General features: G+C 69.6%; 11 protein-coding genes. 10 read left to right on the top strand and 1 reads right to left on the bottom strand.

Going from position 1 to position 10654, the window contains the following annotated elements:
• The first annotated feature begins 9 nt into the window (after window positions 1-9).
• The 3 genes from MLJ35_RS00065 to MLJ35_RS00055 all read left to right on the top strand — a co-directional run bounded on the left by MLJ35_RS00065 (window position 10) and on the right by MLJ35_RS00055 (window position 2281).
• On the top strand, window positions 10-333 hold the full coding sequence (locus tag MLJ35_RS00065) for a cytochrome C oxidase subunit IV family protein (protein WP_243381901.1): 324 nt from the start codon (window positions 10-12) through the stop codon (window positions 331-333).
• A gap of 7 nt (window positions 334-340) precedes the next feature.
• On the top strand, window positions 341-1294 hold the full coding sequence (coxB, locus tag MLJ35_RS00060; RefSeq protein ID WP_243319423.1) for a cytochrome c oxidase subunit II: 954 nt from the start codon (window positions 341-343) through the stop codon (window positions 1292-1294).
• A 99-nt stretch (window positions 1295-1393) separates the two neighbouring features.
• Window positions 1394-2281, top strand: a complete 888-nt coding sequence (locus tag MLJ35_RS00055) for a protoheme IX farnesyltransferase (protein WP_243381896.1) — start codon at window positions 1394-1396, stop codon at window positions 2279-2281.
• On the opposite strand, the gene MLJ35_RS00050 is transcribed toward MLJ35_RS00055, so the two are convergent.
• On the bottom strand, window positions 2271-2504 hold the full coding sequence (locus tag MLJ35_RS00050) for a hypothetical protein (protein ID WP_243381893.1): 234 nt from the start codon (window positions 2502-2504) through the stop codon (window positions 2271-2273). The two genes, MLJ35_RS00055 and MLJ35_RS00050, sit on opposite strands and share 11 nt — an antisense overlap.
• A gap of 71 nt (window positions 2505-2575) precedes the next feature.
• Here MLJ35_RS00050 and MLJ35_RS15745 point away from each other — a divergent pair, with 71 nt between their 5' ends.
• The 7 genes from MLJ35_RS15745 (at window position 2576) to panD (ending at window position 10480) form a co-directional block, all read left to right on the top strand.
• Complete coding sequence (locus MLJ35_RS15745) at window positions 2576-6004, top strand: ATP-binding protein (RefSeq protein WP_275976272.1); 3429 nt, start codon at window positions 2576-2578, stop codon at window positions 6002-6004.
• A gap of 220 nt (window positions 6005-6224) precedes the next feature.
• Window positions 6225-6593, top strand: coding sequence for a GxxExxY protein (locus tag MLJ35_RS00040; RefSeq protein WP_243381890.1), 369 nt, complete (start codon window positions 6225-6227; stop codon window positions 6591-6593).
• 338 nt (window positions 6594-6931) lie between these two features.
• Window positions 6932-7795 carry a 3-methyl-2-oxobutanoate hydroxymethyltransferase gene (gene panB / locus MLJ35_RS00035; protein ID WP_243317499.1) on the top strand — a complete coding sequence of 288 codons (864 nt, stop codon included), beginning with the start codon at window positions 6932-6934 and terminating at the stop codon, window positions 7793-7795.
• A 52-nt stretch (window positions 7796-7847) separates the two neighbouring features.
• Window positions 7848-8729, top strand: coding sequence for a pantoate--beta-alanine ligase (panC, locus tag MLJ35_RS00030; protein WP_243381888.1), 882 nt, complete (start codon window positions 7848-7850; stop codon window positions 8727-8729).
• A 323-nt stretch (window positions 8730-9052) separates the two neighbouring features.
• Window positions 9053-9433 (top strand): hypothetical protein, encoded by a 381-nt coding sequence (locus MLJ35_RS00025; protein ID WP_243324105.1) that lies wholly within the window; start codon window positions 9053-9055, stop codon window positions 9431-9433.
• A 12-nt stretch (window positions 9434-9445) separates the two neighbouring features.
• The gene (locus MLJ35_RS00020; protein WP_243381885.1) at window positions 9446-9988 is read left to right on the top strand and encodes a hypothetical protein; all 543 of its coding nucleotides are present in this window, start codon (window positions 9446-9448) and stop codon (window positions 9986-9988) included.
• Between the two features lie 93 nt (window positions 9989-10081).
• A complete protein-coding gene (panD, locus tag MLJ35_RS00015; protein ID WP_243295665.1) occupies window positions 10082-10480 on the top strand; it encodes an aspartate 1-decarboxylase in 399 nt (132 codons plus the stop codon).
• Window positions 10481-10654 lie beyond the last annotated feature (174 nt).

The raw sequence follows: 10654 nt of genomic DNA, 5'->3' as shown, positions 1-10654 counted from the left end.
GGGAAGGACATGAGCGAACACGTGCATTCCGCCGATCTCAACACCGTCCCGCAGCCCGAGCACCTGGGCGACCACCCCGGCTACGGCACCTTCATCAAGGTGTGGGTGGCCCTGCTGATCCTCACGGGCGCCCTGGTGGGCGTGAGCCACCTGGGTCAGACCTACGCCGTCTGGGGCCTGCTCACGCTGACGCCCCTCAAGGCGGGCCTGGTCTTCTACTTCTTCATGCACCTGAAGTACGAAGGGCCGCTGCTCAAGATCGTGGTCCTGGTCACCCTGGGCACGCTGCTGATCTTCTTCGCCCTGCTCTTCTCCGACGTCGCTTTCCACTGAGGCACCCATGGACTGGATGAACCAAGCCGCCCTCTCGGCCCAGAAGTCCGACGCGGTCTTCTTCTACGTGTTCGGCCTCTCCGTCGCGTTCCTCATCTTCATCACGGCGCTGATGATCTACTTCGTGGTGCGCTACAGCAAGAAGCGCCACCCGAAGGCCGAGCAGATCGAAGGCCACACGGGCCTCGAGATCCTGTGGACCACCATTCCCCTGGTCCTGTTCCTCTCGATCTTCTACTACGGCTGGACCAACTACGAATACATGCGCCAGGCCCCCCGGGACGCCATGGCCGTGAAGGTCACCGCCCGCCAGTGGAGCTGGTCCTTCGAATACCCCAACGGCAAGAAGAGCAAGGTGCTCTTCGCCCCCATCAACAAGCCCATGAAGATGGAGGTCCACAGCGCCGACGTGGTGCATGGCTTCTTCATCCCCTCGTTCCGCCTCAAGATCGACGCCGTGCCCGCCCGCACCAACACCACCTGGTTCCAGGCCACCAAGCTGGGCTCGTACGATATCGAGTGCACGGTCATCTGCGGCGTGGACCACAGCCTCATGCTGAGCAAGGTCATCGTGGTGCCCGAGGACGAGTTCAAGGCCTGGTACTTCGGCGGCGAGGATGCCCCCGAGCCCGGCAAGGCGATCCGAGCCGCCGAGGCCCATCCTGACCTGAAGGACCTGCCGCCGGGCCTGGCCGTACTGACCTCCAAGGGCTGCCTGGCCTGCCACTCCGTGGACGGCAAGCCCAAGGTGGGCCCCACCCTCAAGGCCCTCTTCGGCAAGCAGCAGGAGGTCCTCGTGGCCGGCGCCATGCGCCAGGTCACCGTGGACGAGGCCTATGTCCGCCGGGCCATCACCAACCCCATGGAGCAGGTGGTCCGCGGCTATCCGCCCGCCATGCCCCAGACGCCGATGACGGAGCAGGAGCTCAGCGAGGTCGTCCGCTACCTCAAGACCCTCTAATGATCCGGGGGACCGGGCTTGCGCCCTACACCCCCGGGACCCCCGCGCCCTCGCCCAGCCAAGCTGGGCTCCGGCTGAACCAGGAGCGATGATTTGAGCGTGGCCGCGATTCCCGTTCCCAAGCCCAGCCCGGTCTCGACCTTCCTCGAACTGACCAAGCTGCGCATCTCCGGGGCCTCCACGTTCACGGCGGCGGCGGGCTACGTGGCCTTCCTGCGCGGCGTGGACGCGGGCCTGATCACCACGCTCATCGGCATCCTGCTCCTCGCCATGGGCTCCAGCGCCCTCAATGAGGTGCAGGAGCGCCGCTACGACGCGATGATGCCCCGCACCGCCTCGCGCCCCATCCCCCACGGGGACATCACCGCCGGCTCCGCCACGGTCCTCGCCGTGACCCTGGCCGTGGCCGGGTTCGGCCTCCTGTGGGCCGCCCACAACCTCACCTCGGCCCTCCTCGGCGCCCTGGCGCTGGGCTGGTACAACGGCTTCTACACGCCCCTGAAGCGCGTGAGCGCCTTCGCTGTGGTGCCGGGCTCCCTCATCGGGGCCCTGCCCCCGGCCATCGGCTGGACCGCCGCCGGCGGCAGCGTGGCGGATCCCTCGGTCCTGGCCCTGGCCTTCGTCTTCTTCATCTGGCAGGTCCCCCACTTCTGGCTGCTGGTGGGCCTCCACGCCGAGGGCTACGAGAGAGCCGGCTTCCCCACGCTGGTCTCGGTCTTCGGCCGACCCCGGCTGTCGAGGCTGACCTTCACCTGGACCTGCGGCACCGCCGCCGCCTGCGGCCTGCTGCCGATGTTCCGGGTGCTGGTCTCCTGGCCCGCCGAAGTCATGCTGGGCCTGGGCGCGGCGTGGCTCATCGCCGGCTCGCTGCCGCTGCTGCGAGAAGGCCAGGATGCCCCCCTCTACCGCCGCGTCTTCATGAACATCAACCTCTTCGCCCTCGTCCTCACCGCCGCCGTCATCCTGGATCCCTTCTTCAGCCGCTGATGGCGACCCGGCCGGGGCCGGATCGAAATGCTTTTTTGCCACCGATTTCGCTGATTGCGCCTCGGGTGCTTTCCGCATGGGCCGGCCGCAGGCCGCTTCCGGCTGGGCCGGAAGTCATGGGTGGCGCCATGCCGCGCTGGGGCCGGGAATCGTTTTTAATCACTGAAATCAGCGAAATCGGTGGCGAAAAGGCTTTTGCTTTTGAAACCACCGGCCAACTCATTCCCCGGATCCCTGCGGTACACTTCCCGCCATGCCCCCCCGCCCCGCTGAACCCGCGCGAAAGCCTCGTCCGTGGATGTGACGCGCTTCCTCGGGACGCACCGCTACGCCTGGCTCATGGACCTGGGACAGGGCGAGGGTTGCGCATTCCAGCTCTTGAAGCGGGAACTCGATGGCGCGCGCTTCCTGGCGCAGATCTGGTCGCCGCTGCCCGCGGAGCGTGACCTGGACCAGCTGCGCGACACCTTCCTGGCCCGCTTCCGCGACGCCGACCCGCTGGATCCGGTCATCGGCCACTTCGGCTTCGACGACGGCCAGGCCTGGCACCTCCAGGCCCTCCAGGGAACACCCCTCTCCCGCCTCTGGCCGGCCTGGGGCGCGGCCCAGCGCGCCGCCCTGACGCAGCACCTCGCACGAGAGCTCGCGCGCGACCTCCACCCGCGGTTCCTGCACCCGGAGGTCATCTCCTTCCGCGCCGGGCTCACCCAGGTCCCGCGCGTCCTCGGCGGGGCTCCCTGGGTCCTGCCGAAGCTCGCCAGTCTCCTGCCCGAGGCCGTTCCCGCCTCGGCCCTCTCCGACGACCTTCCCTGGACCCACACCCGGGACCTGTCGGAGCTCATCGCCCGGCCCCTCCGGGGACGGAGCCAGGAGCTGCCCTACCTCAAGTCCCTCATGCTCGGCCTCAACGCCCCCATCCCCATGGAGCGCATCGTCCTCCTCCAAGGCGAGGAGGGCATCGGCAAGGCCCACCTGGCGGCCTGGGCCTGCGCCGTGGCCGAGGGCGAGGGCATCCGGGTCCACCCCCTCGAAGCTTCCGCGGACGAATCCGCAGGGCGGTTCCTGGGCCGGCTGCTGGAGACCTTGCTCGCCGGCAACGAGGCGGACCTCTACGCCCAGCGTCCCGAGACCGCCCGGGCCCTGTCCCTGCGGATGCCCGCCTTCGCCTTCCTCACCGGCGGCCGCCACCGGAACCGCCAGGATCCCGGCCCCGAGCCCGAGGAGGTGAAGGCGGCCCTCGAGGTCCTGGACTTCGCCCGCCTCCTCCATCCCCGGCTCGTCCACCTCTCGAACCTGGAGCGCGCCGCGCCGGAGGTGCTGTCGCTGGTGCGGGAGCTGGTGCACCGCTCGGACCTTCCCTGGCTGCTCTCCCTCACCACGGGCGCCCAGGGCGCCGGGCTGAAGCCCCTCATCGCCGATCTGCGGCAGGAGGCCTCCGCCGCCCTGGTGGGCGTCAACCGCATGGAGGACGAGGATCTCCGCGCCATCCTGGACGACCTGCTGGGCCGCCACGCCCTGCCCCCGGGCTACGTGGCGGACCTGCTGGCCCAGAGCCTGGGCAACCCGGGCCTGCTGCGGAACGTCCTGGAGCTGGCCCAGCAGGAGGGCGCCCTGACCTGGGATCAGGACCACTGGATCCTGGCGCCCGACCGCCCCGCGACCCTCCAGGCCCAGGCCGACCTCGTGCAGCAGGTCTTCCTGGGTCGCCTCCAGCGGCTCACCCCCGCCGCCGCCACCCTGGTGCGCCTGCTGGCCCTGGCGGACCGGCCCGTGCCCGCCGGCTCCCTCGGCCGCCTGCTGGGCCTCGCGGGCGATGCGCTGGAGGATGCCCAGCAGGGCGCCCTGGGTTCGCGCCTGGTCCAGCTCCAGGGCGGCCAGGCCCTCATGCCCGATCCCCGCTGGCGCGAGCTGGTGCTCGCCCACACGCCCCAGGCCGAGCTCAAGCGGCTGGCCCGCGCCCTCCTGGCGGTCATCCAGGAGCAGGGCGGCCCCGTGGCCCACTCGGTGACGCTCCAGGCCCTCGCCTCCGACGAAGCCACCGCGCTGGCGGCCGTGCTGGAGGCCCTCGACCACCACCCGCCCGCGCCACCCCAGGAGGCCCAGCGCATGGTGACGCAGGCCCTCCAGCTCCAGCCCCGGCCTTGGGACGAGGCGCGCCTGCACGAACACCTGGCGGATGCCTGGGCCGCCGGCTCCCAGGGGCCTCCGGCGGATGGCGAGACCCCGGCGCGACCCGTGGCGGACCTCGCCCTGGAGGCCCTCGACCACGCCCTGGACGCTCTGGGGCGATCCGCCTTCCACGAGGGCGTCCGCCTGGCCGAGGCCCGGGTGCTGCGGAAGCGGGCCATGCTCCTGCTCCACCTCCACCGCCCCGGCGAGGCTCAGGAACCGGTCATGGGGGCCGCCGCCCGCCTGAAGGACCACCCCCTGCATCCCGAGCAGCCCCGCCTGCGCTTGGCCCTGGGCCAGCTCCACCTGCTGCAGGGCCACCTGACCAAGGGCATCCGCGCCCTGGAGGAAGGCCTCCATCCCCAGGGCGGCCGGTCCCAGCCCCAGGACCAGGCGGCCCTGCTCACCGCCCTGGGCCGGGCCCTGGCCGCCCAGGGGCAGTTCCAGCGCGCGGCCGGCCACCTCGAATCCGCCCAGCGCCTGCTGGAGCACGGGCAGGACTTCCGCGGCCTCGTGCCGGCCCAGATCGGCCTGGCCCAGGTCCGCCTCGCCCAGGGCCAGGCCGGCCCCTGCATCGCCCTGCTGCAGGAAGCCCTCCAGACCGCCCGGCTGCAGGGCGACCTCGGCCTCCAGAGCCAGAGCCACCTGGCCCTGGGGGCGGTGCGGAGCCTCCAGCAGTTCCTGGGGCCGGCCCTGACGCACCTGGACCGGGCCCTGGGCCAGGCCCAGCGGCTGGGCGACGCGCCCCAGGTGGCCATGATCCAGATCTGGCGCGCGCGCACCTTCGCCGCCATGGGCGATCCCGTGACCGCGGACCATGCCCTGTTCCAGGCCCAGGGCCCCTCCTCGGGCGCCCAGCGCCTCCTGCTGGCCCCGGAGGAGCAGGGCGACCACACCCTGCTCCAGGGCGACGTGGCCCGGTTCCGCGGCGCCTGGCGGGACGCGGCCCGGCTCTTCAAGGCCGCGGCTGACCAGTTCGAGGCCTCCGGCATGCTCTGGCGCCACCGGCTGGCCCAGCTCCGGCTGGCCCAGGTGCTCTCCCGGGAATCCCAGCGCACCCGGCAGGAAGCCCCGGAGCAGGGCTGGGCCATCCTCGAGAACCTCAAGGCCCCCGTGGAGGGCTCCGGCTCCCGCTGGCTGGAGCTGGAGTGGCACCGGGCCCACGCCCTGCTGCTCTCCACCGTGCCCGCGACGGAGGCCGTGGCGGAGGAGGGGCTGGAGGCCTGGAGCGAGGTCCTGGCCGCGGCCCGGGATCTCCAGTTCCCCGCCCAGGTGGTGGAGGCCTGCGCCGAGGGCGCCCAGCTCCTCCTCCAGCGCGGCGAGAAGCTGGGCGCCAAGGCCCGCCTCCAGGACGCCTTCCCCAGCTTCCAGGAGCTCTGGTCCCACCTGCCCGAGAGCCAGGGCACCGCCTTCCTGGGCCGCGAGGACCTGCACCGCTTCCGCAAGGCCGTCGAAGCCGCCGGCCTCCGCTGGATCCTCCCCGACCGCGCCGACCCCCTCCAGGATTGGACCCCCACCCAGATGAACCTGCCCGTGGTGCCGGAAGGGGAGTGAGGCTTCTTCCGGCGAAAGGCCTTTTTAGCCACCGATTTCACCGATTGCGCTGATTGCGCCTCGGATGGGCCCCCCATGGAGCCCATGCTGGCTGGGGGTTGGATTCGCTTTAAAATCACTGAAATCAGTTAAATCGGTGGCAAAAAATATCTTTTTCTTTGGCGTCGGATTTGCCGAGCCCTGGGCTAAGCTGTCTCTCCTTCCAACATGGAGACAGACAATGCAGGAGCACGATCCCCTGACGGAGCGGATCATTGGCTGCGCCTTCACGGTGGCCAACACCCTCGGCCACGGCTTCCTGGAGAAGGTCTACGAGAACGCTCTGGCCCACGAGCTTCGTAAGGCGGGACTTGAGGTGATCCAGCAGCATGGCCTGGAGGTCCACTACGACGGCGCCCTGGTGGGTGAGTTCCAGGTGGACCTGCTCGTGGAGGGCCGGGTTCTCGTGGAGCTGAAGGCAGTCACGGGGATCCTGGACGCCCACATGGCCCAGAGCCTCAACTACCTCAAGGCCAGTGGAAAACCCGTGTGCCTGCTCCTGAACTTCGGGCCAAGCCTTCAGGTTCGGAGACTGGTTCACGGATCGTGAGAAGGGCTTTTTAGCCACCGATTTCACCGATTGCACTGATGGCGCCTCGGATGGGTCCCGCATGGGCCGGCCGGAGGCCGCTTCCGGCTTCGCCGGAAGTCATGGGAGGCGCCAGGGTCGCGAGCCCCCAAAAGATCGCGGCCCTGGCGCCCCCCATGAAGCCCATGCTGCGTCGGAGCCAGGAATCGCTTTTAAATTACTGAAATCAGCGAAATCGGTGGCGAACAAAGCTTTGCAATGAACGTGCCTCTGCCTCCCCAGGAAACCTGTTCATCCTGTTCCGGCTTTTTTGGTGGTTACATGGAGGCCCACGGCTTCGACCTTCCAGCGGAGACCCCATGAGCCACCTGCCTGCGGACGCGCGCACCCGCGTCACCCTTCCCCAGCTGCACGCCTGGCACCACGCGGGACGGAAGCTCGTGATGGTCACGGCCTATGACGCCGCGACCGCCCGCATCGCGGACGCGGCGGGGGTGGATCTCATCCTCGTGGGCGACAGTGTGGGGAACGTGTGCCTGGGCTTCGAGAACACGCTGCCCGTCAGCATGGCCATGATGAACCACCATCTGGAGGCCGTGGCCCGCACCCAGCCCACGGCCATGCTGGTGGCGGACATGCCCTACCTGAGCTTCCACCTCAGCGTGGAGGACACCCTGCGGAACGCCGGGGGCTTCCTCCAGCGGGGAGCCCAGGCGGTGAAGCTCGAAGGCGGGGCCAAGCGCCTTCCTATGATCCACGCCCTCATCGATGCGGAGATCCCCGTCATGGGCCACCTGGGCCTCACGCCCCAGAGCGTGAACCCCATGGGCGGGTTCAAGGTGCAGGGCAAGCACAAGGGCGATGCCATCCGCCTGCTGGAGGACGCCCAGAAGCTGCAGGACGCGGGCTGCTTCAGCCTGGTGCTGGAGGGCATCCCCGCGGACCTGGCGGCCAGGGTGACGGAAACGCTGGAGATTCCCACCATCGGCATCGGAGCCGGCCCCCGGTGCTCGGGCCAGGTGCTGGTCTTTCACGATGTGCTGGGCCTGCTGCCGGGCACCTCGCCGAAATTCGTGCGCCGCTATGCCGAAGGATTCCAAGACCTGCGGGACGCCCTGGCCCTCTGGGCCGAGGATGTCCGCTCCGGAGGGTTCCCCGACGACCGGGAATCCTATACGCTTCCAGAAGCCGTTCGTCCGGTTCTGACCCAGTGGCACCCCTGATCGCGCCCTTGGTAAACTGACAGGCGCTTTCTGAAGGATCCCGCTTTTGTCCATGCGAGTCGTCCGTTCCATTGCTGATCTCCGCGCCCTCCTGAGACCCCTGCGGGACGAGGGCAAGCGGATTGGCTTCGTCCCCACCATGGGGTTCCTGCACGAGGGCCACGGGGCCCTCATCCGCCAGAGCGCTGCCCGCTGCGACGCCACGGTGGTGTCGATCTTCGTGAACCCGACGCAGTTCGGCCCCGGCGAGGATCTGGCCAGCTACCCCCGGGACCTGGAGCGGGACCAGAACCTCTGCCTGGAAACCGGGGCCACGGTGCTGTTCATGCCCGAGGTCGCCGAGATCTACCCCACGGGCTTCCAGACCCATGTGGAGCCCGGCCACCTGGCCGACACCCTCTGCGGCCGCTACCGGCCCGGCCACTTCCGGGGCGTGGCCACGGTGGTGGCGAAGCTCTTCAACATCGTGCAGCCGGACCTGGCCTTCTTTGGCCAGAAGGACTTCCAGCAGACTGCGGTGATCCGCCGCATGGCCCGGGACCTGAACCTCACCGTGGACGTGGTGGTGGTGCCCACGGTGCGCGAGGCGGACGGCCTGGCCCTGAGCAGCCGCAACACCTACCTGGATGAGGATGGCCGGAAGCGCGCCCTGACCCTCAGCCAGGGCCTGCTGGCCGCGAAGGCCGCCTTCGACGAGGGGGAGCGGGAACCGGCGAAGCTGCTGGAGCTCGCACGGACCCTCATGACCGGGGCGGACTCCATCCAGTACCTGGAGCTGGTGGACGCCCAGACCCTGGAGCCCCTGCAGGGCCCAGTGGACCGCTCCGCCGCCCTCTGCGTGGCCGCCTACGTGGGCAGCACCCGCCTCATCGACAACGTCCTCCTGACCCCCCCGGCGAACGGAACGGGAACCGGCGGGGGCCAGGGCGCCTGAACGGATTTCGGCAAAGGCATTTCAGCCACCGATTTCGCAGATGGGGCTGATTGGGGCTCGGATGTGTCCCACATGGGCCGGCCGCAGGCCGCTCCCGGCGTTGCCGGAAGCGGCCTGCGGCCCATGCTGCGCTGGGAGACGCGAATCGTTTTTTAATCACTGAAACCAGCGCCACCGGTGGCGAGAACATCTTTTCCAAGAAAGCCCCTCACCTTTCGGACTATCCGCGCCTCCTCCCATGGATGGGGGCGTTCCTCATGGCCGGAGGTTAGAATGGCGGCGTCCTCCGGGCGACTGTCCGGAGACGCATTCCGGGAGGTTCCATGCTCGTCCCGATCCTGATTTCCGCGGCTCTCATCGCCATGCCCCAGGGGCGCGGCCATGGGAAGCACGGCCATGATGGCCCTCCGGGGCATGCCCGCGGAGGGGATGGTGTGCCTCCAGGCCTGGCCAAGAAGGGCGGCATGCCCCCGGGCCTGGCCAAGAAGTTCGGCGCCCGGTTGCCCGAGCGTCCCTACATCGCCGTGGACCCCCGCTACACCGACCGCGCCTGGTTCCTCATCGATGGCCGCTGGGAGCTCCGCAAGGGATTCTCCGTGGGCGTCCAGGCCGAGGTGCGCGATGTCCTCCGCATGCCCGCCGCGCCTCCGCCGGTGCCCCTGCCCCGGGTGGGCGTGGACCTCCACGTCGCCCTGTTCAACTAGCGAGGAGGTTGGATGCTTCGCCACATGATGAGCGCCGCCCTCCTGGCGGCCGTTACCTTGACTGCGCCACCCGCCACGGCCCGGCCCGATGACCACCGGGGCTGGCGCGGTGAGCGGGAGGAGCGGCGTGACGACCGGCGGGATGACCGCAGGGATGACCGCCGGGATGACCGCGAAGACCGGAAGTACTGGAAGGAACGCGACAAGGCCGAGCGCAAGTACTGGAAGGAGCGGGACAAGGAGGCGCGCAAGTACGAGCGTCACCGCTACGACGACGATGACCGCGACCACGACCGCGGCCGGCCGCGCCATTACCGGGCACCGGTCTGGATGGACGGATACTGGCGCCCCGGCGACGACCGGCGCTACGTGGCCCTGGTGCCCGGTGATCCCTCCCGCTGCTACGTCTTCATCGAGGGCCGCTGGGTGCTCCGCCAGATCCGCGACCCCCGGGCCCGCCTGGACCTGGAAGGCGCCTTCCGCCTGCCCGTGGCCCCGCCCCCGGTGGCTCCGCCCCGGCTGGGCGTGGATCTCCACGTGGTGCTGTTCAACTAGATCAGGTAAAAATCGAGGATGGACCCAGGGTACACCTGGGTCCATCCTTATGCGTTGGCCGGGACTCCCTTGAGAGCCTGGACCGGAGGATGCATGCTGCGCCACTTCCTGCTCGGTAAGATCCATCGCGCCACCGTGACGAGGGCCGATCTGGACTACGTAGGGTCGATCACGCTCGATCCGTTGCTCATCGAGGCCGCCGGCTTCATGGAGAACGAGAAGATCGACATCTACGACGTGACCAACGGGTCGCGCCTGTCCACCTATGTGATCCCGGGGATCCCGGGCTCCGGTGAGGTGGGCATCAACGGGGCCGCCGCCCACCTGGTCCAGAAGGGCGACCTGGTGATCATCGCCGCCTACGGCTGGATGACCGCCGAGGAAGCCGAGACCGTGGCGCCCAAGGTGGTCTTCGTGGACGAGCGCAACCGCATCACCGAGCGCCGCCGCCAGGAGCGGACCCCGCTCTGCGTCAGCGCCTTCACGGACTGAAAAGATTTTTCGCCACCGATTTCGCCGATTGCGCTGATGGGGGCTCGGATGGGTCCCGCATGGGCCGGCCGCAGGCCGCTTCCGGCTTTGCCGGAAGTCATGGGGGGGGGGGGGGGGGGCCCCCGCCCCGAGATCGCCGCGCCGCCGGCCCCCCCCGGCCCCACGCGGGGCCGG

This window comes from Geothrix alkalitolerans (assembly GCF_022808885.1).
Lineage (GTDB): Bacteria > Acidobacteriota > Holophagae > Holophagales > Holophagaceae > Geothrix > Geothrix alkalitolerans.
Note: the sequence above shows the minus strand (reverse complement) of the source record. Positions and strands in the feature narration are given on the sequence as shown.

Excerpts from the sequence above, each read along its gene's own strand:
- MLJ35_RS00065 (WP_243381901.1), top strand. The coding sequence starts at position 10 with ATGAGCGAACACGTGCATTCCGCCGATCTCAACACCGTCCCGCAGCCC.
- coxB (WP_243319423.1), top strand. The coding sequence starts at position 341 with ATGGACTGGATGAACCAAGCCGCCCTCTCGGCCCAGAAGTCCGACGCG.
- MLJ35_RS00050 (WP_243381893.1), bottom strand. The coding sequence starts at position 2,504 with ATGAGTTGGCCGGTGGTTTCAAAAGCAAAAGCCTTTTCGCCACCGATT.
- MLJ35_RS00040 (WP_243381890.1), top strand. The coding sequence starts at position 6,225 with ATGCAGGAGCACGATCCCCTGACGGAGCGGATCATTGGCTGCGCCTTC.
- panB (WP_243317499.1), top strand. The coding sequence starts at position 6,932 with ATGAGCCACCTGCCTGCGGACGCGCGCACCCGCGTCACCCTTCCCCAG.
- panC (WP_243381888.1), top strand. The coding sequence starts at position 7,848 with ATGCGAGTCGTCCGTTCCATTGCTGATCTCCGCGCCCTCCTGAGACCC.
- MLJ35_RS00025 (WP_243324105.1), top strand. The coding sequence starts at position 9,053 with ATGCTCGTCCCGATCCTGATTTCCGCGGCTCTCATCGCCATGCCCCAG.
- MLJ35_RS00020 (WP_243381885.1), top strand. The coding sequence starts at position 9,446 with ATGCTTCGCCACATGATGAGCGCCGCCCTCCTGGCGGCCGTTACCTTG.
- panD (WP_243295665.1), top strand. The coding sequence starts at position 10,082 with ATGCTGCGCCACTTCCTGCTCGGTAAGATCCATCGCGCCACCGTGACG.